Origin of the sequence: Citrobacter freundii ATCC 8090 = MTCC 1658 = NBRC 12681, assembly GCF_011064845.1 — a bacterium.
Taxonomy (GTDB): domain Bacteria; phylum Pseudomonadota; class Gammaproteobacteria; order Enterobacterales; family Enterobacteriaceae; genus Citrobacter; species Citrobacter freundii.
In genome coordinates this window covers 441,417-467,016 of sequence record NZ_CP049015.1, presented here as the reverse complement: position 1 = coordinate 467,016, position 25,600 = coordinate 441,417, and the positions used below count along the sequence as shown (strand labels likewise).

The window sequence follows — 25,600 nt, the reverse complement described above, 5'->3', positions numbered from 1 at the left end:
CTTAATTTGTTAACGTGTTACCCGGCGATATGGCGCTGGCGGTTTGCGCCGGCGCGCCCTGCGGTCCGGTTTGCATCGGGTGCGCCTGGAAATAGTTACGCAATCCTTTGTATATCGCCTCAGCCAGTTGCTGCTGGTAATCATCGCTCGCCAACAGACGTTCTTCGCTGTTGTTACTGATAAAGCCGGTTTCAACCAGCACAGACGGGATATCAGGCGAACGCAGTACGCCAAGACTGGCGTGTTCCGGACGGCGCTTATGCATCGAACCAATACGTTCTAACTGGCCGATCATGCTGGTCGCCACATCATACCCGACGCGCTGCGAATGACCGAACTGCAGATCCAGTACGGCCTGGCTGAGATAAGGATCGGACTGGCTGTTTGCCAGCACATCGCCCGCGCCGCCCAACAGCTCCGATTGTTTTTCATGCTGTTCCAGCCAGCCGGCCATCTCACTGTTCGCCCGACGGTTCGACAACACCCAAACGGAAGCACCTGTGGCATCACGGTTTGGCGCGGCATCCGCGTGAATAGAAACCAGGAAATTGGCATTTTGTTTACGTGCGACGTCTGAACGCCCCATCACCGAGATAAAGTAATCGCCATCACGGGTGAGTACGCCTTTAAACATTGGGTCATCATTGAGCAAGCTGCGCAGTTTACGCGCCACGGCAATCGTGACGTTTTTCTCACGCGTGCCGCCAGGGCCAATCGCCCCCGGATCCTGCCCGCCGTGTCCGGCATCAATGGCAATAACCACTTTTTCACCGCTGCCGGTGCTGGCGCGCGCCGCAGGTCGTGTGGAGGTATTACTGTTGGTCACCATCGTGGTGCGATCGTTCTCTGCTTTAAACGGGTTACGCGCAGGCTCGGCAGGACGAGGGGCGACAACCGGCGTTTCAACACGCTTAACAACCACGGGAGGTGGAGGCGGCGGCGCATCCGCTTTGATGGTAAACACAACGGTATAATTGCCGCCGTTCTGTCGTTTAACGGCTTCGGCCTTGCCGTTCTCGGTTAAATCCACCACCAGACGCAAGGACTGCGCATCTTTTGGCGTACCGGAGCGGATAGATTTCACCAGATTATTGCCGCTAAACAGCAGCGGTAATCCCTGAATCACTCCGGTTTGTTTTATATCCAGCGCGACGGTGCGTTTCCCGTCCTGGCTCACGGCGTATTCAGGCTCGCCAATAAAGCTCAGCGTAATCCGCGCCTGTTGATTGCCATTGGAAACCTGAAGATCGGAGAGGCTGGCGGCCCCAGCCTGCGCGCACAGCAGGACCAGGGTTGCCATCAGCCAGTTTCTGATGCGATAAATCATCCCGCCACCCTTAAGGTTATTCGGCTAAACGCGCCAGCAATAATTCACCCGATGAGGAGACTGCGCTTACGCGCGCCTCCCTACCTTGCGCCTGATATTCAATGTGTATTTCGACGTCCGGGTCTGGCAGTACACCTTTACCTTGTTGCGGCCATTCCACCAGGCAGATGGCATCATTGGCAAAATAATCGCGGATCCCCATAAATTCCAGCTCCTCCGGGTCCGCAAGTCGGTATAAATCGAAGTGATATACCATCAAGTTATCGAGTGAATAGGGTTCAACCAGCGTGTAGGTGGGGCTTTTTACATTACCTTTATGACCTAACGCCTGCAGAAATCCCCGGCTGAAAGTGGTTTTACCCGCCCCCAGGTCGCCGTACAAATATATAACCGTCGCGCCGTCACAGGCTTTGGCTACCCGCAGTCCCAGGTCTAAAGTTGCCTGCTCATCAGGTAGTGGAATTACTCGATTCATCATGATAAACGTCAATCACATCAGGGTTAACAATACGCTGTAGCGTGGTAAAGAGATCTGTCGCCAGCATGCCGCGCGTACCAAAACGCGCCGCCAGCACATCCGCAGCCGCTCCGTGCGCAACACATCCCGCACATGCTGCATCATACGGGGTAAGCTTCTGTCCGAGCAATGCGCCAATAATACCGGAAAGCACATCTCCCATTCCGCCGCTGGCCATCCCTGCATTGCCTGTATCAATAATACCTAACTCAGCTTGTTCAGCAGCAACAACCGTACCCGCGCCTTTCAGCACTACCACGCCTCCGTACCGTTTTACCAGACGTTGTGCGCAAAGTAAGCGATCGTCTTCAATTTCTGCAATGGAACAGCCCAGCAGTCGCGCGGCTTCACCTGGATGCGGCGTGATCACGCGATTGTGACGTTTATCGGGGTTGATTGCCAGCAGGTTCAGCGCATCCGCATCCCAGAGCATCGGTTTGCGAAAATTCTCTACTTTTTGCAGCGCTTTTTTGCCCCACTCCTGCTGACCAAGCCCTGGTCCTATCACCACAACACCCGCCCATGCCAGGCTCTCTTCCAGAGTCTGCGGCGTCAGCGCATCGACCATCAGTTCTGGTCTGGCAGTCAGAACAGGCGCAATGTTCTCACTGCGCGTCAATACTTTGACCAGCCCGGCTCCCGCACGCAACGCCGCTTCACCGGCCATACGTATTGCACCTGCCGTGCCGTGGTCGCCGCCGATAATCACCAGCCGACCGTGAGAGCCTTTGTGTGAGGTGGGCCGACGCGGCGTTAGCCAGTGCGCAAGCTGTTGAGCATCAAAACGTTGCAGCGGCGCGTTCTGCACCGCCAGCCAGTCGTCCAGCCCGAGTGCGTTAACATGCAGACGTCCGGTGACATCGCGTGCTTTACCGGTGAGCAGACCTGGCTTGAGCGCAATAAAGGTAACGGTATGCGCAGCGTTGATGACTGCCCCCGGCGCCGCCCCCGTCTGCGCCAGCAGGCCGGAGGGAATGTCGATTGCAATGGTAGGGGCTGGGTGGCTATTGGCACGTTCGATCAACGCCGGGAGAGGTTCACGCGGCGCGTTTTTTAAGCCAGTACCTGACAGCGCGTCGATAATGACGTCCACGCTGTCTGGCCAGTTAATATCAGCAGCATGAATAACGCCACCGGCGTTAAGCCAGGCGTCGTGCGCCTGCTGCGCTTCCTCGGGGAGCGGTTTATCACTCTCGTGCGCCAGCAACGTAACATTAAAACCCTGCGCTTTGGCAAGTCTTGCCACCACGTAACCATCACCGCCGTTGTTGCCGTGACCACATAGCACCAGCCAGTGTTGGGCGTTCGGATAGGCCTCGCGGGTGACCTGAAACGCCGCCTCTCCCGCCCGTTGCATCAGCTCATACAACGTCAGCCCTAAACTGTCTGCCGCCTCTCGCTCCATACGCCTGATGTCATCGGCGTGCCAGATGGAGTGTGGTATACTTGCGGGGTTTTTCTTCATTGTATGGTCCGTCATGTCAGAGCCCCTCGATCTCAATCAGTTAGCGCAAAATATTAAGCAGTGGGGGCTGGAGCTTGGCTTTCAGCAAGTCGGTATTGCCGATACCGACCTCAGCGAAGCAGAGCCCAAACTGCAGGCCTGGCTGGATAAACAATACCACGGCGAGATGGACTGGATGGCCCGTCACGGCATGATGCGCGCCCGCCCCCACGAATTATTGCCCGGTACGCTACGTGTCATCTGCGTACGTATGAACTATCTTCCTGCCAAAGCGGCCTTTGCCAGCACGTTGAAGAACCCTTCTCTGGGTTACGTCAGCCGTTACGCGCTTGGCCGCGACTACCATAAGCTGCTACGTAACCGCTTAAAAAAGCTGGGAGAGATGATTCAACAGCACTGCGTTTCGCTGAATTTTAGACCTTTTGTCGATTCTGCGCCCATTCTTGAGCGTCCTTTGGCGGAAAAAGCCGGGCTTGGCTGGACAGGTAAGCACTCACTAATCCTCAATCGCGAAGCCGGTTCATTTTTCTTCCTCGGGGAATTACTGATCGATTTACCCTTGCCGGTCGACCAACCAGCAGAAGAAGGATGCGGGAAATGCGTCGCCTGCATGACAATCTGTCCCACCGGGGCCATCGTTGAACCCTACACCGTAGATGCGCGCCGCTGTATCTCTTATCTCACTATCGAACTGGAAGGCCCGATCCCGGAAGAATTTCGTCCCTTGATGGGGAATCGAATTTACGGCTGCGATGATTGCCAGCTTATTTGCCCGTGGAATCGCTATTCGCAGTTGACGGCAGAGGATGACTTCAGCCCGCGCAAGCAGCTTCATGCTCCAGAGTTAATAGAGCTGTTTAGCTGGAGCGAAGCGTGGTTTTTAAAAGTCACGGAGGGGTCTGCCATTCGTCGTATTGGCCACCTGCGCTGGCTGCGAAATATCGCCGTTGCGTTGGGTAATGCTCCCTGGAATGACGCTGTTATTCTCGCGCTGGAAAGTCGCAGAGGTGAGCACCCACTTCTCGACGAACACATAGACTGGGCGGTTGCTCAGCAAATCGAGAAGCGAAATGCCTGCGTAGTTGAGGTGCAGCTACCGAAGAAACAACGTTTGGTCAGGGTCATTGAGAAGGGTCTGCCGCGCGACGCTTAAGTCATCCACAGCTTGTGTATAAAAATAAAAACACATTGATATTCAAGAAGGAAAAAATCGTCAAGTGATCGCATTAACAATTTGAAATGATAATTAAGTCAATAATTTCAATTAGTTAAAATGATACTATTTACCCGGCGAAGCTTTTTGCATTCCAGGAATAATACCCGAACCTGTGGATAAGTCTGTTTACAAGAGTATGTCAATGACGAAACAAAACGTCCCCAACGCGATTATTCGTTGTGGATATTTTTATTGAGGTAAGAATTTGGAGCGGGAAACGAGACTCGAACTCGCGACCCCGACCTTGGCAAGGTCGTGCTCTACCAACTGAGCTATTCCCGCATAATCTTCGTCTTTCGAACCGCTACTGCGTTGGCTGCCTTCATTCGCCTGAGTCACTTACTTCAGTAAGCTCCTAAGGACTCATTCAGTTGCCGCCTTGTCGCAATTCGAAATACTGCGATTGGTGGTCTGTGCTTATAAGCACTTTCAAATTTTGGAGCGGGAAACGAGACTCGAACTCGCGACCCCGACCTTGGCAAGGTCGTGCTCTACCAACTGAGCTATTCCCGCTTGGGTGCGTCTGTGCTTAATAAGCACTTTCAAATTTTGGAGCGGGAAACGAGACTCGAACTCGCGACCCCGACCTTGGCAAGGTCGTGCTCTACCAACTGAGCTATTCCCGCAAATTTGTTGCTGTCGTAATTCGCATTTCTGCGTCGTTACGGGAGGCGCATTATACGAGAAATCCGTTTAGCTGCAACCCCCTTGAATACGTTTTTTTCGAAAATTCGTTCAAGTGATTACTTTACAATCAAGCTGAACAATTTAGCGTCAAAAAGCCGGTGACGCAAGCCACCGGAGAACAAAATCAAAGCTTAATAAAATGTTCGCGATAGTAAGCAAGCTCAGCAACAGATTCACGAATGTCGTCCATCGCCTGATGCGTTCCCTGCTTGGTGAAGCCAGCCAGGATCTCCGGCTTCCAACGACGCGCCAGTTCTTTGAGCGTACTAACGTCAAGATAGCGATAATGGAAATACGCCTCCAGCTCCGGCATGTATTTAAACAGGAAACGACGATCCTGGCCGATGCTGTTGCCACAGATAGGTGATTTCCCTTCCGGAACCCACTCTTTCAAAAAAGCCAGCGTGGCCAGTTCTGCTTCACGATCGCCCATGGTGCTCGCCTTCACGCGTTCCACCAGCCCGCTACCGGTGTGCGTACGTACGTTCCAGTCATCCATTAATGCCAGTTGTTCGTCGGACTGGTGCACCGCAATTGTCGGTCCTTCTGCCAGAATATTCAGGTTGGCATCCGTCACCAGCGTGGCGATCTCAATAATGCGATCGCGCTCGGGATCCAGACCTGTCATCTCCAGATCGATCCAAATCAGGTTGTTTTCATTGGCACTCATGCTATTTTCCACCCTTCAGCGTCACATTCAGTGTGACTACATTGATCTAAAATTGTGTGTATCATAAATGTTTTGCCCATCATGGGCGACCAGGAGCCAGTCCGATTGAGTAAGAATAAACTCTCCAAAGGCCAACAGCGCCGTGTGAACGCCAATCACCAGCGTCGTCTTAAAACGTCCACGGAGAAGCCCGACTACGACGACAACCTCTTTGGCGAAACCGCTGAAGGCATCGTTATCAGCCGTTTTGGCATGCATGCCGACGTAGAGTCTGCTGACGGTGAAATTCACCGCTGCAACATCCGCCGTACAATTCGCTCGCTGGTTACTGGCGATCGCGTAGTCTGGCGCCCGGGTAAAGCGGCGGCTGAAGGCGTGAATGTCAAAGGTATCGTTGAAGCGGTACACGATCGTACCTCGGTACTGACACGTCCCGACTTTTACGACGGGGTAAAACCTATTGCCGCCAACATCGACCAGATCGTTATTGTCTCAGCCATCTTACCCGAGCTGTCACTCAATATTATCGACCGATATCTGGTAGCCTGCGAAACGCTACATGTTGAACCAATTATCGTACTGAATAAGATCGATCTGCTTGATGATGAAGGCATGGCCTTCGTTAACGAACAGATGGATATCTATCGCGACATTGGCTATCGGGTGTTGATGGTATCCAGCCGTACTAAAGACGGCCTGAAACCACTTGAAGAAGCATTAACCGATCGCATCAGCATTTTTGCCGGTCAGTCGGGCGTAGGTAAATCCAGCCTGCTCAATAATCTTCTCGGCCTGCAGGAAGAGATCCTGACCAACGATGTCTCCGACAACTCCGGTCTTGGACAGCACACTACCACGGCCTCTCGCCTGTATCACTTCCCGCACGGCGGCGACGTTATCGACTCCCCTGGCGTACGTGAGTTCGGACTGTGGCATCTGGAGCCGGAACAAATCACGCATGGCTTTGTCGAATTTCATGACTACCTGGGCCATTGCAAATACCGCGACTGCAAGCATGATACCGATCCAGGCTGCGCTATCCGTGAGGCTGTAGAAAAAGGAGCCATAGCCGAAACCCGGTTTGAAAATTATCACCGCATCCTGGAAAGCATGGCGCAGGTAAAAACGCGTAAAAACTTTTCTGATACAGACAACTGACAACTAAGCTAAGCATCGCTAGAATCGTCCCCCTTTTTTCAGGATCCGGTCCACATGCCGGATCGGGAACAAATTATGGCCTGGAGGCTACCTTGTTAAACTCATTTAAGCTTTCGCTACAATACATTCTGCCGAAACTATGGCTCACTCGCCTGGCGGGTTGGGGTGCGAGCAAACGAGCGGGATGGCTGACCAAATTGGTTATCGATCTGTTCGTGAAATATTACAAGGTCGATATGAAAGAGGCGCAAAAGCCGGACACCGCCAGCTATCGCACCTTTAACGACTTCTTTGTTCGCCCGCTGCGCGACGATGCTCGCCCGATTAATACCGATCCAAACGTACTGGTCATGCCCGCTGACGGCGTGATCAACCAGTTAGGCAACATCGAAGAAGACAAATTGCTGCAGGCTAAAGGGCACAGCTATACCCTTGAAGCACTGTTGGCTGGCAACTATCAGATGGCGGACAAATTCCGCAACGGTACGTTTGTAACCACTTACTTGTCTCCACGCGATTACCACCGTGTACACATGCCGTGTAACGGTATCCTGCGTGAAATGATGTATGTGCCGGGCGATCTCTTCTCTGTAAACATCCTGACTGCGCAAAACGTACCGAACCTGTTTGCCCGCAACGAACGCGTAATCTGTTTGTTTGATACCGAATTTGGTCCGATGGTGCAGATTCTGGTCGGCGCGACTATCGTCGGCAGCATTGAAACCACATGGGCTGGCACCATTACCCCACCGCGTGAAGGCGTCATCAAGCGCTGGACCTGGCCGGAAGGCGAAAGCGAAGGGTCGGTAGCGCTGTTGAAAGGTCAGGAAATGGGCCGCTTTAAGCTCGGTTCCACCGTCATCAACCTGTTCGCACCTGGCAAAGTTAACCTGGTTGAGCAGTTGCAGGATCTTTCCGTGACCAAAATCGGCCAACCAATGGCCATCTCGACCGAGACTTTCGTGACGCCAGAGGCAGAACCGACCCCGCTGACGAAAGAAGAGATCGAAGCAGAACACGACGCCAGCCCGCTGGTTGACGACAAAAAAGACGAAAGTTAAACATAGGAATCGCTGCTGTGCGCCTGATTATCACTTTTCTGATGGCCTGGTGCCTCAGCCTGGGGGCGTACGCTGCGACGGCCCCCGATGCCAAACAACTCACCCAGGAACTGGAGCAGGCAAAAGCGGCAAAACCCGCTCAGCCAGAAACCGTCGAGGCGCTCCAGTCCGCGCTGAATGCCCTTGAGGAGCGGAAAGGCTCTCTCGAGCGCGCACAGCAATATCAGCAGGTTATTGATAACTTCCCCAAGCTGTCCGCAACGTTACGCGCACAGCTTAGTAACCTGCGCGATGAACCGCGCAATGTACCAACCGGGCTCTCTACCGATGCATTAAACCAGGAGATCCTCCAGGTTAGCAGCCAACTGCTGGAAAAGAGTCGTCAGGCCCAGCAGGAGCAGGATCGCGCCCGGGAAATCGCCGACTCGTTAAGCCAGCTTCCTCAACAGCAAACCGATGCCCGCCGCCAGCTCAATGAGCTTGAGCGCCGCATTGGTACCGCCAACGGCAATTCCGCGCAGAATCAGGCGATGCAAGCTGAATCCGCCAAACTTAAAGCCCTGGTCGATGAACTGGAGCTGGCACAGCTTTCCGCCAATAACCGTCAGGAACTGGCGCGTATGCGCTCCGAACTGGCAGAAAAGCAGAGTCAACAACTCGACACTTACCTGCAGGCTTTGCGCAATCAACTCAACAGTCAGCGTCAGCGCGAAGCAGAGCGAGCGCTGGAAAGTACCGAACTGCTGGCGGAAAACAGCGCGGGACTGCCGGAAGGTATTGTCGATCAGTTCAAGGTTAACCGCGAGCTGTCTCAGGCCTTGAACCAACAGGCGCAACGTATGGACCTGGTCGCCTCGCAGCAGCGTCAGGCTGCCAGCCAAACGCTGCAGGTCCGCCAGGCCTTGAATACGCTGCGAGAGCAGTCTCAGTGGCTTGGGGTTTCAAATATGCTGGGAGAAGCGCTGCGCGCGCAGGTATCCCGTCTGCCGGAAATGCCCAAGCCCCAGCAGTTGGATACCGAAATGGCGCAGCTTCGCGTGCACCGTATGCGCTATGAGGATCTCCTCAACAAACAGCCGCAGCTGCGTCAAATTCATCAGGCCGATGGACAACCTCTGACCGCTGAACAGAGCAGTATTCTCAACGCCCAGCTACGCACCCAGCGCGAGCTGCTGAACTCATTGTTACAGGGCGGCGATACGCTGATCCTTGAGCTGACCAAGCTCAAAGTCTCCAACAGCCAACTGGAAGATGCGCTAAAAGAGGTCAACGAAGCAACGCACCGCTATCTGTTCTGGACGTCAGACGTCAGTCCCATCTCGCTCTCCTGGCCTGTCGACATCGTTCAGGATCTGCGGCGTTTGATCTCATTAGATACGTTTAATCAGTTGGGTAAAGCCAGCGTCATGATGCTGACCAGCAAAGAAACACTATTGCCGCTGTTCGCGGCGTTGGTGCTGGTTGGCTTTAGCCTCTCTTCGCGCAAGCACTTCACCCGTTTCCTTGAACGCTCGTCCGCGCGAGTCGGGAAAGTCACCCAGGACCATTTCTGGCTGACAATACGCACGGTATTCTGGTCAATACTCGTCGCTTCTCCGTTGCCGGTGTTATGGGCAACGCTCGGTTACGGGTTGCAGGAAGCCTGGCCTTACCCGCTGGCTGTTGCTATCGGCGATGGCGTTACCGCCACGGTGCCTATGCTATGGGCGGTAATGATTTGCGCCACCTTTGCGCGTCCCAACGGTCTGTTCATTGCCCACTTTGGCTGGCCACGTAACCGCGTCGCGAAAGCCATGCACTACTACCTGATGAGCATCGGACTGATTGTCCCGCTGATCATGGCGGTGATTATGTTTGATAATCTCAATGACCGAGAATTCTCCGCCTCACTGGGACGTCTGTGCTTTATTCTGATTTGCGGTGCGCTGGCGGTCGTGACCCTGAGCCTGAAACGCGCCGGGATACCGCTGTACCTCGATAAAGAGGGCAACAGCGATAACATGGTCAATAGTATGCTGTGGAATATGCTGATGGGCGCGCCGCTGATTGCCATTCTCGCTGCGGCAGTGGGTTATCTCGCCACATCGCAAGCCCTGCTGGCACGTCTGGAAACATCCGTGGCGATTTGGTTCTTATTACTGGTGGTGTATCACGTCATCCGCCGCTGGATGCTAATTCAGCGCCGCCGCCTTGCGTTTGACCGCGCCAAACATCGACGCGCCGAAATGCTGGCGCAACGTGCGCGGGGCGAAGAGGAACCACCTCATTCAACCAGCCTTGAAGGTACGATCGATGTAGATGAAAGCGAAGTGGATCTGGATGCAATCAGCGCGCAATCGCTGCGCCTGGTACGTTCTATTCTGATGCTTATCGCCCTGCTCTCGGTCATTGTGCTGTGGTCAGAAATTCATTCCGCTTTCGGCTTCCTGGAAAACATCTCGTTGTGGGATGTCACCTCCACGGTGCAGGGCGTGGAAAGCTTAGAACCGATAACGCTGGGCGCGGTGCTCATTGCTATTCTGGTGTTTATCATCACCACCCAGCTAGTGCGCAACCTACCCGCGTTGCTGGAGCTGGCGCTACTGCAACATCTGGATTTAACCCCCGGCACCGGTTACGCCATCACCACTATCACTAAGTATCTTCTGATGCTGATTGGCGGCCTGGTGGGCTTCTCGATGATCGGTATTGAGTGGTCCAAACTGCAATGGCTGGTGGCGGCTCTCGGTGTCGGTCTGGGCTTTGGTTTGCAGGAGATCTTCGCCAACTTTATTTCCGGCCTGATTATCCTGTTTGAAAAGCCAATCCGCATTGGCGACACGGTTACAATTCGCGATCTCACCGGTAGCGTGACGAAAATTAATACCCGTGCCACCACTATCAGCGACTGGGACCGCAAAGAGATCATCGTACCCAACAAAGCCTTTATCACCGAACAGTTTATCAACTGGTCGCTATCCGATTCGGTTACCCGTGTGGTGTTAACCATCCCGGCACCGTCGGAGGCTAACAGCGAGGAGGTTACGCAGATCCTGCTGACTGCCGCACATCGTTGCTCGCTGGTTATCGATAACCCGGCGCCAGAAGTCTTCCTGGTTGACCTGCAACAAGGAATTCAAATCTTCGAACTGCGTATTTATGCCGCTGAAATGGGGCATCGCATGCCGCTGCGCCATGAAATCCACCAGCTGATTCTGGCAGGCTTCCGCGAGCATGGTATTGATATGCCATTCCCACCGTTCCAGATGCGTCTGGAAAGTCTCGGCGGTAAGCAAACAGGCAGAACATTAAGTTCTGCAGGAAGAGGCAGTCGCCCGGCGGGAAGTTTGTAATACCTGAGTAGCCCGAACGCAGTGACGCCGAGCTACGGTGTGGGTCTTGTAGGCCTGATAAGCGTAGCGCCATCAGGCAATTCGATGCTGATTGCCGGATGGCGGCATTGCCTTATCCGGCCTACAACGGCCCAGTTTACTCTGTCACCAGAACCGGTTGACGGTCAACGCGGCGATGATAGTTCTCATAAATCGCCATCGCCAGCAGCGAGAAGAAGATCGGGCCGCCGGTCATCCACAAGGCACTGTTCCAGTCCCGGGCTTCAATTACCGGCTGGATGATGGTGAACACGTTGGCAAACGTCACCACCAGAACGACCACACCCGTTGCCAGCAGCGTCGCCGCTCGGGTTTTAAAGACAACAAACGGCCTTTCCAGATCCGGACGGGATTTAAAGAACGGAAACGCCAGCGCCAGGAACAGATACGGCAGCGTCATGGATACGTTCGCCATCAGCGTCAGTTTGTTATAGAACGCTGAAGCCGTATCGCCACCAAATGAAACCAACAGGATAAACAGGCTCACCAGCAGGCACTGTAACCACATTGCCGTCGTCGGCATCCCTACGGCATTCAGTTTGGTCATCGGCGCGGGCCACAACGCTTTCGGCGTGCCCTGAATAATCGCTTTCAGCGGTGAGTAGCTGAGGGTGAAAAAAGCGCCGGTATAGGCAAGGAACATGGAAAGCCCGGTAATACGTGCAAACCATACGCCCATCACCATCGCGGTCTCAGGGGAAAGATGCAGCGCATTACCCAACGTCATCCCGAGGCTCTTCATCAGGATATAAGTAATATTGCCGAGGTTGACCGAGCTATTGCTTAATACCTGCTGCCAGTTGGTGCTAACGCCCCATAAAAAGATGGCCAGTGAATAACCAACAGAAATGACAATAGCGGCAAAAACAATGCCTTTAGCAAAGTTCTTTTCTGGTTTTTCTGTTTTATCAACCAGTCCCCCTACAGCTTCAATTCCGCCATAAGCAAAAATGGCAAACACAACAAATGACAACATTGCCAGCCCGGACTGATATCCGGGATTAGGTGAGGAGATAAAATTAATATCCTGTGCAAAGTGGCCACCAGTTAATAACAAAATAGCGACACTCACTAACAACAGAACTAAATTAAGACACATTACGGCAATTCCGCCTACTGCCGTAATACGCGCAATCTTATTAATACCCCGGGATGCCACGCAGGTCACCAGGATCATCCAGCCGACGGCGAGCAGCCCGACAACCTGCGTAGGCTCAAGCCCTGCAATACGCCAGTGCTGCGTCATGTCTGCGCCAAACAAGAAGGTTGAAAAAGGTACCCAGACTTTCGCCGCAGTACTTACCATCCATATCACATAAGAAGAAAACCACATAAACGTGCCGATAAAGGCATAGCGCGGTCCAACGCTATTATTCATCCACGAATAGATTCCCCCCTCTTCTTTCCGATAGGCAGACCCCATTTCCGCCATCATTAAAGCAAATGGAATAAAGAATAATAATGCAGAAAATATATACCACGGTATTGCACTATACCCCATTAAATAGAATGCGGATGGGCTATTAGCAAAACCGAAAACTGACGTAAATATCATGAGAATGAGACCTGGCAGGCTCATCTTTTTTATTGTTTGGGTCATTAAACCATCCCTTACTCTGGCAAGCGTTTAGCAAACGCCGCTCACCGGTTGGCACTGCTCTCTTTGCAGAGTTCAGCGATAAAAAAATCAACACAGAATTGATACCTAAACGATATCAAATATCCAGGTGTAAATTGTGGCTATTAGAGGGGAAATGAAAAAATATGCTACAAAGTGGCGATTAAGCCGCCACTTTGTATTGCGGAAGAGTAAGTTATGCGCGATCGACGGTAAATGCGATAACCTCGGCCAGGCTCTCTGCGCCCAGCGCCAGCATCACCAGACGGTCAACACCCAGAGCCACGCCTGAGCAATCCGGCATGCCTACTTTCAGCGCTTCCAGCAGGTTGGTGTCGATAGGCTGCTGCGGCAGACCACGTGCGGCACGTTTGCGGTTATCCTGTTCAAATCGTTGCTGCTGCTCGCGCGCGTCGGTCAATTCATGGAAACCATTCGCCAGTTCAATACCTTTGTAATAAACCTCAAAACGTTCAGCAACGCGGTGATCTTCGGTACTGATTTGCGCCAGTGATGCCTGGCTGGCCGGGAAATGATACACAAACGTCGGTTTGTCTTTACCAATATGCGGCTCAACGCCCATCGTAAACAGCAGTTGCAGTAAGGTGTCCCGGTCTTCTTCGGTATCGGCAATATTGCTGAGATCCAATTTCGCCGCCACTTCCCGCAGTTGGGTTTTATCCGCAGACAGCGGGTCTATCTCCAGATGACGCTGGAAGGCTTGCTGGTAAGAGAGGCTTTCCGCAGGCGAACAGTCCAGCACCTGCTGAAGCAAATCATCCACCTCATTCATCAGGCGATACATATCGTAGTGCGGACGATACCACTCAAGCATGGTGAATTCAGGGTTATGATGGCGCCCCATCTCTTCATTACGGAAGCTGCGGCACAGTTGATACACCGGGCCGCACCCTGCCACCAGCAGGCGCTTCATATGGTATTCAGGGCTGGTCATTAAATAGAGATTCATCCCCTGGGAGTGTCCAGGGCCAACGAAACGCGTTTCGAACGGGAACAGATGGATGTCCGTTACCGTTGCCTGACTCATACAAGGGGTCTCAACCTCAAGCACGCCACGATCGGCAAAAAAGCGGCGAATCTCCGCTATAATTGCTGCACGTTTTAACAGATTGGGGATGGACGCGCTCGGCTGCCAGGTTGCCGTTTCGCTCATGGTTGTTTCTCCGATTTATGACAAGGGCACGAAGTCTACTCGTATCGCGCTAACGAGACAAATTTCAGGCAGCAGTAATCAGCACCGGCAATTGGATAAAAAAAGCGACATAGGGTGGTTTAGTAATTAAATTAATCAAATTCAATGATAATTCCCCCCTGTGACACGCTAAAAAAATCGAACACGTCAAATTTCCCGCACATCCCTAAGACTATACTATTGTACCTATAAAGGAGCAGTGGAAACGCGTTCATAACCTGTTTGAAGCCGATGAAGCATCTGATTTCAGGCGGGGATGAAATAACAACAATCTGGAGGAATGTCGTGCAAACCTTTCAAGCCGATCTTGCCATTATAGGCGCCGGTGGCGCGGGATTACGTGCTGCAATTGCTGCCGCACAAGCAAATCCCAACGCTAAAATCGCACTGATCTCAAAAGTGTACCCAATGCGCAGCCATACCGTTGCTGCCGAAGGCGGCTCTGCTGCTGTCGCGCAGGATCATGACAGCTTTGACTACCATTTTCACGATACGGTAGCAGGCGGAGACTGGCTATGTGAGCAGGATGTCGTGGATTACTTTGTCCACCACTGCCCAACTGAAATGACGCAACTGGAACAATGGGGCTGCCCATGGAGCCGTCGTGAAGACGGTAGCGTCAACGTACGTCGCTTCGGCGGCATGAAAATCGAGCGTACCTGGTTTGCCGCAGATAAAACCGGCTTCCACATGTTGCATACGCTGTTCCAAACATCTTTGCAGTTCCCGCAGATTCAGCGCTTTGACGAACACTTCGTTCTGGATATCCTGGTGGACGAGGGTCATGCCCGCGGCCTGGTTGCCATGAACATGATGGAAGGCACGCTGGTGCAGATCCGTGCTAACGCAGTCGTAATGGCAACGGGCGGCGCTGGTCGTGTTTACCGTTACAATACCAACGGCGGCATCGTAACTGGCGACGGTATGGGCATGGCGCTGAGCCACGGCGTTCCGCTGCGTGATATGGAATTCGTTCAATATCACCCGACGGGTCTGCCAGGCTCCGGTATCCTGATGACAGAAGGTTGCCGTGGTGAAGGCGGTATCCTGGTCAACAAAAACGGCTACCGTTATCTGCAAGACTACGGCATGGGTCCGGAAACCCCGCTGGGCGAGCCGAAAAACAAATACATGGAACTCGGTCCGCGCGACAAAGTTTCTCAGGCTTTCTGGCACGAATGGCGCAAAGGTAACACCATTTCCACTCCGCGTGGCGATGTGGTTCACCTCGACCTGCGTCACCTCGGTGAGAAAAAACTGCTCGAACGTTTACCGTTCATCTGCGAACTGGCGAAAGCTTACGTGGGTGTCGATCCGGTTAAAGAACCGATCCCGGTACGTCCGACCGCGCACTACACCATGGGCGGTATCGAAACCGATCAGCACTGTGAAACCCGCATTAAAGGTCTGTTCGCTGTCGGCGAATGTTCCTCTGTTGGTCTGCATGGCGCTAACCGTCTGGGCTCTAACTCCCTGGCGGAACTGGTGGTCTTCGGTCGTATGGCCGGTGAACAAGCTGCGGAACGCGCTGCAACGGCTGGCGCTGCAAACAGTGCCGCTCTGGATGCACAGGTTGCTGGCGTTGAAAAACGTCTGAAAGATCTGGTTAACCAGGAAGGTAACGAAAACTGGTCTAAGATCCGTGATGAAATGGGTATCTCCATGGAAGAAGGTTGCGGTATCTACCGTACGCCGGAACTGATGCAGAAAACCGTTGATAAGCTGGCTGAACTGCAGGAACGCTTCAAGCGCGTACGTATCACTGATACCTCCAGCGTCTTCAACACCGACCTGCTGTATACCATCGAACTGGGTCACGGTCTGAACGTTGCTGAATGTATGGCGCACTCCGCGCTGGCGCGTAAAGAATCCCGCGGCGCGCATCAGCGTCTGGATGAAGGCTGTACCGAGCGTGACGACGTGAACTTCCTCAAACACACCCTCGCCTTCCGCGATGCTGACGGCACGACTCGCCTGGAATACAGCGACGTGAAAATCACCACTCTGCCACCGGCTAAACGTGTTTACGGTGGCGAAGCGGAAGCAGCCGATAAGAAGGAGAAGGCGAATGGCTGAGATGAAAAACCTGAAAGTTGAGGTGGTGCGCTATAACCCGGAAACCGATACCGCGCCGCACAGTGCTTTCTACGAAGTTCCTTATGATGAAACCACGTCACTGCTGGATGCGCTGGGCTACATCAAGGATAACCTGGCACCGGACCTGAGCTACCGCTGGTCCTGCCGTATGGCAATCTGCGGCTCCTGCGGCATGATGGTCAACAATGTACCGAAACTGGCGTGCAAAACCTTCCTGCGTGATTACACAAACGGCATGAAGGTTGAAGCGCTGGGTAACTTCCCGATTGAGCGCGATCTGGTCGTCGACATGACGCACTTTATCGAAAGCCTGGAAGCGATCAAACCGTACATCATCGGTAACCCGCGTACACCGGATCAGGGTCCAAATACCCAGACTCCGGCGCAGATGGCGAAGTATCATCAGTTCTCCGGTTGCATCAACTGTGGTCTGTGCTACGCCGCGTGCCCGCAGTTCGGCCTGAACCCTGAGTTCATTGGACCGGCTGCGATTACGCTGGCGCATCGTTACAACGAAGATAGCCGCGACCACGGTAAGAAGGAGCGTATGGCTCAATTGAACAGCCCGAACGGCGTCTGGACCTGTACTTTCGTGGGCTACTGCTCCGAAGTCTGCCCGAAACACGTCGATCCGGCTGCGGCCATTCAGCAGGGTAAAGTTGAAAGTTCAAAAGACTTTCTTATCGCTACCCTGAAACCACGCTAAGGAGTGCACGATGACGACTAAACGTAAAGCCTATGTGCGGCCAATGACGTCCACTTGGTGGAAAAAGCTGCCATTTTATCGTTTTTACATGCTGCGTGAAGGCACGGCAGTCCCGGCAGTCTGGTTCAGCATTGAACTGATTATCGGCCTGTTTGCACTCAAGCATGGTGCAGAGTCCTGGATGGGCTTTGTCGCCTTTTTACAAAACCCGGTGGTGGTAATCCTTAACATTATCGCCCTGGCAGCAGCTCTGCTGCATACCAAAACCTGGTTTGAGCTGGCACCAAAAGCAGCCAACATCATCGTAAAAGACGAAAAAATGGGGCCAGAGCCGATCATCAAAGGTCTCTGGGCAGTCACTGTGGTTGCTACAGTAGTCATACTGTTTGTTGCCCTGTTCTGGTAAGGAGTCCGGAATGATTAATCCAAATCCAAAACGCTCTGACGAACCCGTATTCTGGGGCCTGTTTGGTGCAGGCGGTATGTGGAGCGCAATCATTGCGCCGGTAATGATCCTGCTGGTAGGCATTATGCTGCCGCTGGGCTTTGTTCCTGATGCTTTCAGCTATGAACGCGTACTGGCATTCGCTCAGAGCTTCATCGGACGTGCGTTTCTGTTCCTGATGATCGTTCTGCCGCTGTGGTGTGGTTTACACCGTATGCACCACGCGATGCATGACCTGAAAATCCACGTGCCGGCTGGCAAATGGGTATTCTACGGACTGGCAGCTATCCTGACCGTTGTAACGGCGATTGGTATTCTGACCATCTAAGTACATGCGTTAATTATCAGGCCCGCCATTGGCGGGCCTTTTTTATTTGTGCAGCACCCCGGTCAACCAACGGGAAAATTCACGCATCGCGGGCGTCTCCGGGCGAGATTGCAAACGCGTTATCCAGTAGCTTCCCAAATCAATCTGCGTTAAAAACGGCTGAACGATACGTTCACTGCTGAGTAAATGCGTGAACATTCTGACTGGCGCAATTGCCACACCCATTCCCGCCTGTGCAGCTTCCAACATGGTGACTGACGAATCAAACACCATCACATTGTGCGTCGGTGACGGAGGCGCCTCTCCGACCGTCTGCATCCAAAGCGCCCATTCATCCCGCCGATACGATCGTAATAACGGAAATTTCAGGATATCCGCAGGCGTTTGAATCTGCGAAGCCAATGTTGGCGAACACAGTGGAGACATCAGCGCGCTACATAAATATTGCGCATCGGTATCGTGCCAGGCTCCCCCACCGTAGCGAATGGTATAATCCAGCCCTTCGGCGGCGGGATCCACGCGATTGTTATGGGTAGAAATATGCAAATCAATATGTGGGTAACTGCGCTTAAAATCGCTCAACAGCGGGAAAAGACAGCCGATAGCAAAGGTTCCCACTACGCCAATTTTAAGTTTTTCCTGGGTCTGTTTAGTGGCAAAACGATCCAACATCCCCGCCATACGATCGAAGGAGTCATTAAGTACAGGTAACAGACTTTCCCCTCCAGTCGTCAACATTAATCCACGAGAACCGCGCACAAAAAGCTGACAATTCAGCTGCTGCTCCAGCGATTTGACATGCTGGCTGATGGCAGAATGCGTCACGTTGAGCTCAATCGCAGCGCGGGTAAAGCTGAGATGTCTGGCCGCGGCTTCAAAAGCCCGCAGCGAGTTAAGAGGGATATAGCTACGCGTCATCATTAAGCCTGTTAGAAAAACTTATATCTGCTGCTAAATTTAACCGTTTGTCAACACGGTGCAAATCAAACACACTGATTGCGTCTGACGGGCCCGGACACCCTTTTGCTTTTAATTACGGAACTGATTTCATGATGAAAAAATCGATATGCTGCGCGCTGCTGCTGACAGCCTCTTTCTCCACGTTTGCTGCCGCAAAAACAGAACAACAAATTGCCGATATCGTTAACCGCACCATCACACCACTGATGCAGGAGCAGGCTATTCCGGGTATGGCCGTGGCGATTATCTACGAGGGGAAACCTTATTACTTTACCTGGGGTAAAGCCGATATCGCCAATAACCACCCAGTCACGCAGCAAACGCTGTTTGAGCTAGGGTCGGTCAGTAAGACGTTTAACGGCGTGTTGGGCGGCGACGCTATCGCCCGCGGCGAAATTAAGCTCAGCGATCCGGTCACGAAATACTGGCCAGAACTGACAGGCAAACAGTGGCGGGGTATCAGCCTGCTGCACTTAGCCACCTATACAGCGGGTGGCCTGCCGCTGCAGATCCCCGATGACGTTACGGATAAAGCCGAATTACTGCGCTTTTATCAAAACTGGCAACCACAATGGACTCCGGGCGCTAAGCGTCTTTACGCTAACTCCAGCATTGGTCTGTTTGGTGCGCTGGCGGTGAAATCTTCAGGTATGAGCTACGAAGAGGCAATGACCAGACGCGTCCTGCAACCATTAAAACTGGCGCATACCTGGATTACGGTTCCGCAAAGCGAACAAAAAAACTATGCCTGGGGCTATCTCGAAGGGAAGCCTGTGCACGTTTCTCCGGGACAACTTGACGCCGAAGCCTATGGCGTGAAATCCAGCGTTATCGATATGGCCCGCTGGGTTCAGGCCAACATGGACGCCAGCCACGTTCAGGAGAAAACGCTCCAGCAGGGCATTGAGCTTGCGCAGTCTCGCTACTGGCGTATTGGTGATATGTACCAGGGATTAGGCTGGGAGATGCTGAACTGGCCGCTGAAAGCTGATTCGATCATCAACGGCAGCGACAGCAAAGTGGCATTGGCAGCGCTTCCCGCCGTTGAGGTAAACCCGCCAGCACCTGCCGTGAAAGCCTCATGGGTGCATAAAACAGGATCCACAGGCGGATTTGGCAGCTACGTTGCCTTCGTTCCAGAAAAAAACCTTGGCATCGTAATGTTGGCAAACAAAAGCTACCCCAACCCGGCTCGCGTCGAGGCGGCCTGGCGCATTCTTGAAAAACTGCAATAACTGACAGAGGGGTCCGGTAAATCGGACCTCCTTTCTTGCTCTTTTTTCCCTGCTGTCATCTACACTTAACAAAAAACAGTAAGGAAAACACTATGCGCATTCTGCCCGTCGTTGCTGCAGTTACGGCTGCATTCCTGGTTGTCGCTTGCAGCTCCCCAACACCGCCGAAAGGCGTTACCGTGGTGAATAACTTTGATGCCAAACGCTATCTGGGAACATGGTATGAAATTGCGCGCTTCGACCATCGTTTCGAGCGCGGGTTGGATAAAGTGACCGCAACGTACAGCTTGCGCGACGACGGCGGCATCAACGTTATTAACAAGGGCTATAACCCTGACAGGGAGATGTGGCAGAAAACGGAAGGGAAAGCCTATTTCACCGGCGACCCAAGCACGGCCGCGCTTAAAGTATCATTCTTCGGCCCCTTCTATGGTGGGTATAACGTAATTGCACTCGACCGGGAATATCGTCACGCGCTGGTTTGCGGTCCGGATCGCGACTACCTGTGGATCCTTTCACGGACCCCAACTATTTCAGATGAAATGAAACAGCAAATGTTAGCCATCGCGACCCGGGAAGGGTTTGAGGTGAATAAGCTGATTTGGGTGAAACAGCCTGGCGCTTAGTGAGTGCTCAGCTTCAGACCAATAATGCCAGCAACGATCAGCCCAAGGCTCAGCAAACGCGCCGGGCTGGCAGATTCACCCAGCAGCAAAATCCCTGTAATGGCCGCCCCGACGGCGCCAATGCCGGTCCAGACCGCATAAGCGGTTCCTACAGGTAATGTGCGCATTGCCCAGGAGAGCATGGCAATACTGACGATCATCGCCGCAATAGTGATAATGCTTGGCGTAAGACGCGTAAAACCGTGGGTATATTTCAGGCCAATCGCCCAGACGACTTCGAGCAAACCTGCAATTAATAAAACGATCCAGGACATATCAGGCTCCAGAACAATGGGGCCGTCCCCGGTGAAAGAAGCGTTTGCAGGTCGTCCTACAAAGCTGATGTGTGAAATGGCATTTTTGCCCGGAAGAAAATGAATTTCAACCTTTTTATTCACTGCCAGCTAAAAGCAAGAATTAAGCATAATTAGCGGCGTAGTTCCCGCATTTGGCACTCATCGGAGTTCTCTATGATGAAGGGCTTTCTGAAACCGGAAAGTCGATTGCCCCTCTTCTGAATGCGAAACGTTTATGCTTAAAATTTTAGTGATTGACCGGTGCCACTTTACCCGCACAGGGATAGAGGCCTTGCTTAATCATTCTGGCAGGTTCAGCTCTTCATTTCTGGTATCAGGAATCAATAATCTCCTGTTAGCAAAAGAGCATATTTTGCAATGGAAACCGCATCTGGTGATCGCGGATTTATACAGTTTTATTAGCGAGACGCACTCCAGTCCGCCAATTAACCCTTTTTTTATGAGTTGTGGCGTCATCCCACTGATTTTACTGCAATCAGCAGATAGACAGCATGCCCCCATCGCACCCTCTCAATCCGTCGCCCATTCGGTCTTGACCAAGCACACCACGCTGAACACACTCTCCCACACAATTCAGGAAGCACTTCAGGTTCGCCCCGCATTAGAAATACCCAAAAACGCCACGCCTTTGCTTACGCCGCAGGAGGAGAAAGTATTATCAATGTGGATGGATGGTGTGAGTAACAATGCCATTGCCGCCGCACTCAGCATACATGGCAAAACGGTCTACACCTATAAGAGGAATATCCGTATGAAACTGCACCTGGGGAACCGCTTCTCGCCGTTTCTGTCACTCCCAGGGAAGGGAGATTAACGGTACGACACGACGTCGTACCGTTCTTCATTATTGCTGAGCTTTTGTCGCTGCACCAGAAATGGCGCTACCGCCTTCAGAAATATCCTGTCCTACGCCTCGTGTGGTATTACACGCGGTTAAAACGGAAGAAAGTACCAACACAGAAAAGATCGCAGCAATTGTCTTCTTAACCATAACGTCTTCCTTTTCTAGCCAATATTGTTTGTGTATAGCTACTTAATAATAGACAAGATCTGGGAGTGTGATGGATAAACAACCGTTTTTAAGACTATATGAAATGATTAGCTGGCAGCGTGAGAGATTGAATTGCCAAGATGTTTGATGTCTTCACCGAAGCCGCGCGCGGTATTGCATCCCGTCAGGAGGGTGCTGGTGAAAAGGAGTAGCATTACAAGACCGAGAAGACGTTTCATCATTCCTGCCCTGGAAAAAGTATGGCGCAGCAACCTGCGCCATAAGATCAAATGGAAGACTTATTTTACGCGAGAAACGTATTCGCCGGAGCGGGTATCCACTTTGATCACTTCGCCGATCTGTACGAACAGCGGAACTTTAACGACTGCGCCGGTAGACAGGGTAGCCGGTTTGCCGCCAGTACCAGCGGTATCGCCTTTCAGACCTGGGTCGGTTTCAACAACTTCCAGCTCAACGAAGTTCGGCGGAGTTACAGAGATCGGCTGACCGTTCCACAGGGTCACGATGCATTCAGCCTGGTCCAGCAGCCATTTAGCGTTATCGCCTACCGCTTTCTCGTCAGCAGCCAGCTGTTCGAAAGTGGTGTTATTCATAAAGTGCCAGAACTCACCGTCGCTATACAGGAAAGTCAGGTTCATGTCGGCTACGTCTGCGCCTTCAGCGGAGTCAGTAGACTTGAAGGTTTTCTCTACGCGAGTACCGGTCAGCAGGCGACGCAGCTTAACGCGCGCAAACGCCTGGCCTTTACCTGGTTTAACGAATTCGCTGGCTTCAACCGCATAAGGTTCGCCGTCCAACATGATTTTAAGACCAGCACGAAAATCGTTGCTATAGTACGTTGCCATAAGGCCCTCTGAAAATTGTTAACTGGTAGCTAAGCCACAAAATGGCGCATATTGTAACCCTAAATACCCCATCCAGAGAAGATTGGTTATCGCAACTTGCCGATGTTGTGACCGATCCCGATGAACTTCTGCATCTTTTGAATATAGACGCAGATGAAAAACTGTTGGCCGGACGCGATGCGAGACGGCTTTTCGCCCTGCGCGTGCCGCGCGCGTTTATTGCCCGCATGGAGAAAGGTAACCCGGACGATCCGCTTTTGCGTCAGGTACTTACCTCCCAGGAAGAGTTTGTTGCCGCGCCAGGCTACTCAACCGATCCGCTGGAAGAACAGCACAGTGTGGTTCCCGGTCTGCTGCATAAATATCGCAATCGGGCACTGTTGCTGGTCAAAGGCGGTTGTGCGGTGAATTGTCGCTATTGCTTCCGTCGACACTTCCCATATGCCGAAAACCAAGGCAATAAACGCAACTGGCAGGTCGCTCTCGACTACATTACCGCGCATCCTGAGCTGGATGAAATCATCTTCTCTGGTGGCGATCCGTTAATGGCCAAAGACCACGAACTGGACTGGTTGCTCACGCAACTGGAAGCCATTCCGCACATTAAACGCCTGCGTATTCACAGCCGTTTGCCGATAGTGATCCCTGCGCGCATTACCGAAGGACTGGTCGAACGTTTTGCGCGCTCCTCTCTGCAGATTCTGCTGGTCAATCACATTAACCATGCCAATGAAGTTGATGAGACGTTTCGCCAGGCGATGAGTAGTCTGCGCGCCGCGGGCGTTACGCTGCTCAACCAAAGCGTATTGCTGCGTGGCGTGAACGATAACGCACAAACCCTGGCTAACCTTAGCAACGCACTATTTGATGCCGGTGTGATGCCCTATTACCTGCACGTGCTGGATAAAGTACAGGGTGCCGCCCACTTTATGGTCAGCGATGATAAAGCGCGTCACATTATGCGTGAACTGCTGACACTGGTTTCCGGTTACATGGTCCCCAAACTGGCGCGTGAAATTGGTGGAGAGCCAAGTAAAACGCCGTTGGACCTGCAGTTACGCCAACAATAACCATTATTGAGTGTCCGATTTCGGACACTCGCTATCGATCACGATTATTTAATATCCCTGCAGGTGGAGCCGCACTTTTAATATGTGCTATTTTAACTCGCAGCGCGCAATTAGTTATTTGCAAGATATATAAATCAAGTCAAATCTAGATTTTCAATAAATATATGGTTAGGGAGAACCTTTGATGGCTATCAGTATTAAAGGTATTAATACCGGTGTTATTCGTCAGAAGAATGAATTTGTTGCTTTGGCATTGAAGATTAAAGAACCAAGAAATAAAGAGTCGCTGTTTTTTCTCTCTCCGCTTGGGCTAAGAGATCTGCTTATCGCGCTCGAGAGCAGGCTCTATATGAAGCACCAACTTAGCGAAGACGCACGTTTGCAATATGAAAAAGAACGTGACAAAGCCAGCAAAAAGATGCACGAAAACATTCCGTTAATTCAGGAAGATGAGTTAAAGAATGCGGATATTAACCGTCGCATAAATTCACTGACGTTAGTGGATGATAAAGGGGAGAACTTAGCATTTTCTCTGACGCTACATGACGGGAAAACAGATGAATTACTGGTTAATGAATTACAGATTCAGGTGTTGGCGCATGCAATTATTCATGCAATAAATAATGCTGGCATGCGGGATTTAGCGCTACGAATTACATCGCTGCTGGATTTCCTGCCGCTGTACGATGTGGATTGCCAGCAAAACGACAATCTGGAATACGACTCTTATACACAACCCGAATGGAAACATAACTTGTTTAATCATTATCTGGCGATTATTTACCGCTATACGGATGATAAAGGAAAAGCCCATTTCTGTGGTTCGGTAGTAAAAACTCGCGCCGCTTCCGGCAGCAAAGAGGCCGAAGCCATTACTCGCCGTCTGCTCGATTTCAGCCCACGGCTGAAAAAACTTGCCGGTGTACCGTGCCAGGTGTTTATCAGAACGTTGACGGGTGATAAGACGCAAAAGCTCAATCAGGATCAGTGCCTGCGAGCACTGCATCATTTACGTGTTCAGTCTGCACATAAGACTCAGAATGCCTGATGGCGCTGCGCTTATCAGGCCTACGATTGCATGAGTCTGTCCAGGCCACTTTATTACACAAAATCATTCAATCTGCATCGCGGCGGCAAACGAAGAAAATCCCCAGGAGCATAGATAACTATGTGACTGGGGTTTCACAGCGCAGCCAACAAAGAGGCTGGTTGAAGGATGAAGTGTAATCAGTTAGGGCACTTATAAACCTGTCCAATCATCTCACTGGCGGTAGGAACAAAGCTGGACAGCATTCCCTGCGATGGGCTGCTGACGCCATAAATCACGTTACCGCCCATTGCCGCAGCCTGGTTACGCAGATCGTTTGCTGCGCCACGCATTGAGCCGCCCTCTTCGCCGTGCTGGCCAGAAAGCCAGTTGCTTTGCTTACCGGTTGCCGTGCCTATCAGTTGGCACTCTGCGCCAGGCTTGTCTTCGACAAAGCGTACGCTTTGCCCGGCTGAACTCAGTTCGTTGCTGGAGCTACAACCCGCCATCAGTAGCGCGGCACCAACGATCCCTGCTAAATATTTCACGTGCATGTCATTCCCCATGATCAATTAGTTGGACGTTATGTC

The 25,600-nt window shown here is 52.3% G+C and carries 25 protein-coding genes and 3 tRNA genes; 13 read left to right on the top strand and 15 right to left on the bottom strand.

Annotation, left to right across the window (positions count from 1 at the left end; all coding sequences use genetic code 11):
• Window position 1 precedes the first annotated feature (1 nt).
• Genes amiB through nnr form a run of 3 tightly spaced genes read right to left on the bottom strand, consistent with a single transcriptional unit; the run spans window position 2 to window position 3,324 of the window.
• On the bottom strand, window positions 2-1,327 hold the full coding sequence (amiB, locus tag G4551_RS02315; RefSeq protein WP_003839482.1) for an N-acetylmuramoyl-L-alanine amidase AmiB: 1,326 nt from the start codon (window positions 1,325-1,327) through the stop codon (window positions 2-4).
• A 16-nt stretch (window positions 1,328-1,343) separates the two neighbouring features.
• Window positions 1,344-1,805, bottom strand: a complete 462-nt coding sequence (gene tsaE, locus G4551_RS02310; RefSeq protein WP_003025570.1) for a tRNA (adenosine(37)-N6)-threonylcarbamoyltransferase complex ATPase subunit type 1 TsaE — start codon at window positions 1,803-1,805, stop codon at window positions 1,344-1,346.
• Window positions 1,777-3,324, bottom strand: a complete 1,548-nt coding sequence (gene nnr / locus G4551_RS02305; RefSeq protein WP_003839480.1) for a bifunctional ADP-dependent NAD(P)H-hydrate dehydratase/NAD(P)H-hydrate epimerase — start codon at window positions 3,322-3,324, stop codon at window positions 1,777-1,779. Before nnr ends, tsaE begins: the two co-directional genes overlap by 29 nt.
• Here nnr and queG point away from each other — a divergent pair.
• The gene (queG, locus tag G4551_RS02300) at window positions 3,323-4,462 is read left to right on the top strand and encodes a tRNA epoxyqueuosine(34) reductase QueG (RefSeq protein WP_003839478.1); all 1,140 of its coding nucleotides are present in this window, start codon (window positions 3,323-3,325) and stop codon (window positions 4,460-4,462) included. The genes nnr and queG overlap by 2 nt on opposite strands.
• Before the next feature lie 269 nt (window positions 4,463-4,731).
• Here the strand turns inward: queG and G4551_RS02295 are convergent.
• From G4551_RS02295 to orn, 4 genes are all read right to left on the bottom strand, one after another.
• A tRNA-Gly gene (locus G4551_RS02295) sits at window positions 4,732-4,807 on the bottom strand.
• Window positions 4,808-4,962: 155 nt separating this feature from the next.
• Window positions 4,963-5,038, bottom strand: a tRNA-Gly gene (locus G4551_RS02290).
• A gap of 37 nt (window positions 5,039-5,075) precedes the next feature.
• Window positions 5,076-5,151: transfer RNA gene (locus tag G4551_RS02285), tRNA-Gly, on the bottom strand.
• Window positions 5,152-5,336: 185 nt separating this feature from the next.
• Window positions 5,337-5,882 carry an oligoribonuclease gene (gene orn / locus G4551_RS02280; RefSeq protein WP_003839477.1) on the bottom strand — a complete coding sequence of 182 codons (546 nt, stop codon included), beginning with the start codon at window positions 5,880-5,882 and terminating at the stop codon, window positions 5,337-5,339.
• Window positions 5,883-5,987: 105 nt separating this feature from the next.
• On the opposite strand from orn, the gene rsgA reads away from it, so the two are divergent.
• The 3 genes from rsgA (at window position 5,988) to mscM (ending at window position 11,433) form a co-directional block, all read left to right on the top strand.
• Window positions 5,988-7,040, top strand: coding sequence for a small ribosomal subunit biogenesis GTPase RsgA (gene rsgA, locus G4551_RS02275; protein WP_003025561.1), 1,053 nt, complete (start codon window positions 5,988-5,990; stop codon window positions 7,038-7,040).
• 92 nt (window positions 7,041-7,132) lie between these two features.
• Window positions 7,133-8,101, top strand: a complete 969-nt coding sequence (asd, locus tag G4551_RS02270) for an archaetidylserine decarboxylase (RefSeq protein ID WP_003839474.1) — start codon at window positions 7,133-7,135, stop codon at window positions 8,099-8,101.
• 17 nt (window positions 8,102-8,118) lie between these two features.
• The gene (gene mscM, locus G4551_RS02265) at window positions 8,119-11,433 is read left to right on the top strand and encodes a miniconductance mechanosensitive channel MscM (protein ID WP_003839472.1); all 3,315 of its coding nucleotides are present in this window, start codon (window positions 8,119-8,121) and stop codon (window positions 11,431-11,433) included.
• Window positions 11,434-11,569: 136 nt separating this feature from the next.
• Here the strand turns inward: mscM and yjeM are convergent, their stop codons facing one another.
• Together yjeM and epmA are read right to left on the bottom strand one after the other, a co-directional pair.
• Window positions 11,570-13,072, bottom strand: a complete 1,503-nt coding sequence (gene yjeM / locus G4551_RS02260; RefSeq protein WP_003839470.1) for a glutamate/gamma-aminobutyrate family transporter YjeM — start codon at window positions 13,070-13,072, stop codon at window positions 11,570-11,572.
• A gap of 214 nt (window positions 13,073-13,286) precedes the next feature.
• Window positions 13,287-14,264 (bottom strand): elongation factor P--(R)-beta-lysine ligase, encoded by a 978-nt coding sequence (gene epmA, locus G4551_RS02255; RefSeq protein WP_003830517.1) that lies wholly within the window; start codon window positions 14,262-14,264, stop codon window positions 13,287-13,289.
• Window positions 14,265-14,588: 324 nt separating this feature from the next.
• Between epmA and frdA the strand changes: the two genes are divergently transcribed.
• The 4 genes from frdA to frdD are packed head-to-tail and all read left to right on the top strand — an operon-like array spanning window position 14,589 to window position 17,879.
• The gene (gene frdA, locus G4551_RS02250; RefSeq protein WP_003025543.1) at window positions 14,589-16,379 is read left to right on the top strand and encodes a fumarate reductase (quinol) flavoprotein subunit; all 1,791 of its coding nucleotides are present in this window, start codon (window positions 14,589-14,591) and stop codon (window positions 16,377-16,379) included.
• Window positions 16,372-17,106, top strand: a complete 735-nt coding sequence (gene frdB, locus G4551_RS02245) for a fumarate reductase iron-sulfur protein (RefSeq protein ID WP_003025540.1) — start codon at window positions 16,372-16,374, stop codon at window positions 17,104-17,106. The genes frdA and frdB overlap by 8 nt, the downstream gene beginning before the upstream one ends.
• Window positions 17,107-17,116: 10 nt before the next feature.
• The gene (frdC, locus tag G4551_RS02240) at window positions 17,117-17,512 is read left to right on the top strand and encodes a fumarate reductase subunit FrdC (protein ID WP_003025537.1); all 396 of its coding nucleotides are present in this window, start codon (window positions 17,117-17,119) and stop codon (window positions 17,510-17,512) included.
• Between the two features lie 10 nt (window positions 17,513-17,522).
• Complete coding sequence (gene frdD / locus G4551_RS02235) at window positions 17,523-17,879, top strand: fumarate reductase subunit FrdD (protein ID WP_003025535.1); 357 nt, start codon at window positions 17,523-17,525, stop codon at window positions 17,877-17,879.
• 42 nt (window positions 17,880-17,921) lie between these two features.
• Here the strand turns inward: frdD and ampR are convergent, their stop codons facing one another.
• The gene (ampR, locus tag G4551_RS02230) at window positions 17,922-18,797 is read right to left on the bottom strand and encodes a LysR family transcriptional regulator AmpR (RefSeq protein ID WP_003839466.1); all 876 of its coding nucleotides are present in this window, start codon (window positions 18,795-18,797) and stop codon (window positions 17,922-17,924) included.
• A gap of 131 nt (window positions 18,798-18,928) precedes the next feature.
• Here ampR and G4551_RS02225 point away from each other — a divergent pair, with 131 nt between their 5' ends.
• Window positions 18,929-20,074, top strand: coding sequence for a class C beta-lactamase CMY-72 (locus tag G4551_RS02225; protein WP_032939209.1), 1,146 nt, complete (start codon window positions 18,929-18,931; stop codon window positions 20,072-20,074).
• A 92-nt stretch (window positions 20,075-20,166) separates the two neighbouring features.
• Complete coding sequence (locus G4551_RS02220) at window positions 20,167-20,700, top strand: lipocalin family protein (RefSeq protein ID WP_003025522.1); 534 nt, start codon at window positions 20,167-20,169, stop codon at window positions 20,698-20,700.
• Here G4551_RS02220 and sugE read toward each other — a convergent pair.
• The gene (sugE, locus tag G4551_RS02215) at window positions 20,697-21,014 is read right to left on the bottom strand and encodes a quaternary ammonium compound efflux SMR transporter SugE (protein WP_000118520.1); all 318 of its coding nucleotides are present in this window, start codon (window positions 21,012-21,014) and stop codon (window positions 20,697-20,699) included. The two genes, G4551_RS02220 and sugE, sit on opposite strands and share 4 nt — an antisense overlap.
• Window positions 21,015-21,270: 256 nt before the next feature.
• On the opposite strand from sugE, the gene G4551_RS02210 reads away from it, so the two are divergent.
• Window positions 21,271-21,870: a helix-turn-helix transcriptional regulator gene (locus G4551_RS02210; RefSeq protein WP_003025485.1), complete on the top strand. Its 600-nt coding sequence runs from the start codon at window positions 21,271-21,273 to the stop codon at window positions 21,868-21,870.
• Between the two features lie 30 nt (window positions 21,871-21,900).
• On the opposite strand, the gene ecnB is transcribed toward G4551_RS02210, so the two are convergent.
• From ecnB to efp, 3 genes are all read right to left on the bottom strand, one after another.
• Window positions 21,901-22,047 (bottom strand): lipoprotein toxin entericidin B, encoded by a 147-nt coding sequence (gene ecnB / locus G4551_RS02205; protein WP_003025482.1) that lies wholly within the window; start codon window positions 22,045-22,047, stop codon window positions 21,901-21,903.
• A gap of 107 nt (window positions 22,048-22,154) precedes the next feature.
• A complete protein-coding gene (ecnA, locus tag G4551_RS02200) occupies window positions 22,155-22,289 on the bottom strand; it encodes a lipoprotein antitoxin entericidin A (RefSeq protein WP_003830568.1) in 135 nt (44 codons plus the stop codon).
• Between the two features lie 57 nt (window positions 22,290-22,346).
• Window positions 22,347-22,913, bottom strand: a complete 567-nt coding sequence (efp, locus tag G4551_RS02195; protein WP_003025478.1) for an elongation factor P — start codon at window positions 22,911-22,913, stop codon at window positions 22,347-22,349.
• Window positions 22,914-22,954: 41 nt separating this feature from the next.
• Here efp and epmB point away from each other — a divergent pair, with 41 nt between their 5' ends.
• Window positions 22,955-23,983: an EF-P beta-lysylation protein EpmB gene (epmB, locus tag G4551_RS02190; protein WP_003839459.1), complete on the top strand. Its 1,029-nt coding sequence runs from the start codon at window positions 22,955-22,957 to the stop codon at window positions 23,981-23,983.
• Window positions 23,984-24,167: 184 nt separating this feature from the next.
• Complete coding sequence (gene yjeJ, locus G4551_RS02185; RefSeq protein WP_003839457.1) at window positions 24,168-25,031, top strand: YjeJ family protein; 864 nt, start codon at window positions 24,168-24,170, stop codon at window positions 25,029-25,031.
• A gap of 179 nt (window positions 25,032-25,210) precedes the next feature.
• On the opposite strand, the gene G4551_RS02180 is transcribed toward yjeJ, so the two are convergent.
• Entirely contained in the window at window positions 25,211-25,564 is a 354-nt protein-coding gene (locus tag G4551_RS02180) for a DUF4156 domain-containing protein (RefSeq protein ID WP_003025468.1), read from the bottom strand.
• Window positions 25,565-25,600: the final 36 nt, after the last annotated feature.

What these genes read in the sequence shown, in the direction of transcription:
- amiB (WP_003839482.1), bottom strand. Translation starts at nt 1,327, where the DNA reads ATGATTTATCGCATCAGAAACTGGCTGATGGCAACCCTGGTCCTGCTG.
- tsaE (WP_003025570.1), bottom strand. Translation starts at nt 1,805, where the DNA reads ATGATGAATCGAGTAATTCCACTACCTGATGAGCAGGCAACTTTAGAC.
- queG (WP_003839478.1), top strand. Translation starts at nt 3,323, where the DNA reads ATGTCAGAGCCCCTCGATCTCAATCAGTTAGCGCAAAATATTAAGCAG.
- nnr (WP_003839480.1), bottom strand. Translation starts at nt 3,324, where the DNA reads ATGACGGACCATACAATGAAGAAAAACCCCGCAAGTATACCACACTCC.
- orn (WP_003839477.1), bottom strand. Translation starts at nt 5,882, where the DNA reads ATGAGTGCCAATGAAAACAACCTGATTTGGATCGATCTGGAGATGACA.
- yjeM (WP_003839470.1), bottom strand. Translation starts at nt 13,072, where the DNA reads ATGACCCAAACAATAAAAAAGATGAGCCTGCCAGGTCTCATTCTCATG.
- epmA (WP_003830517.1), bottom strand. Translation starts at nt 14,264, where the DNA reads ATGAGCGAAACGGCAACCTGGCAGCCGAGCGCGTCCATCCCCAATCTG.
- frdB (WP_003025540.1), top strand. Translation starts at nt 16,372, where the DNA reads ATGGCTGAGATGAAAAACCTGAAAGTTGAGGTGGTGCGCTATAACCCG.
- frdC (WP_003025537.1), top strand. Translation starts at nt 17,117, where the DNA reads ATGACGACTAAACGTAAAGCCTATGTGCGGCCAATGACGTCCACTTGG.
- frdD (WP_003025535.1), top strand. Translation starts at nt 17,523, where the DNA reads ATGATTAATCCAAATCCAAAACGCTCTGACGAACCCGTATTCTGGGGC.
- ampR (WP_003839466.1), bottom strand. Translation starts at nt 18,797, where the DNA reads ATGACGCGTAGCTATATCCCTCTTAACTCGCTGCGGGCTTTTGAAGCC.
- G4551_RS02225 (WP_032939209.1), top strand. Translation starts at nt 18,929, where the DNA reads ATGATGAAAAAATCGATATGCTGCGCGCTGCTGCTGACAGCCTCTTTC.
- G4551_RS02220 (WP_003025522.1), top strand. Translation starts at nt 20,167, where the DNA reads ATGCGCATTCTGCCCGTCGTTGCTGCAGTTACGGCTGCATTCCTGGTT.
- sugE (WP_000118520.1), bottom strand. Translation starts at nt 21,014, where the DNA reads ATGTCCTGGATCGTTTTATTAATTGCAGGTTTGCTCGAAGTCGTCTGG.
- G4551_RS02210 (WP_003025485.1), top strand. Translation starts at nt 21,271, where the DNA reads ATGCTTAAAATTTTAGTGATTGACCGGTGCCACTTTACCCGCACAGGG.
- ecnB (WP_003025482.1), bottom strand. Translation starts at nt 22,047, where the DNA reads ATGGTTAAGAAGACAATTGCTGCGATCTTTTCTGTGTTGGTACTTTCT.
- ecnA (WP_003830568.1), bottom strand. Translation starts at nt 22,289, where the DNA reads ATGATGAAACGTCTTCTCGGTCTTGTAATGCTACTCCTTTTCACCAGC.
- efp (WP_003025478.1), bottom strand. Translation starts at nt 22,913, where the DNA reads ATGGCAACGTACTATAGCAACGATTTTCGTGCTGGTCTTAAAATCATG.
- epmB (WP_003839459.1), top strand. Translation starts at nt 22,955, where the DNA reads ATGGCGCATATTGTAACCCTAAATACCCCATCCAGAGAAGATTGGTTA.
- yjeJ (WP_003839457.1), top strand. Translation starts at nt 24,168, where the DNA reads ATGGCTATCAGTATTAAAGGTATTAATACCGGTGTTATTCGTCAGAAG.
- G4551_RS02180 (WP_003025468.1), bottom strand. Translation starts at nt 25,564, where the DNA reads ATGCACGTGAAATATTTAGCAGGGATCGTTGGTGCCGCGCTACTGATG.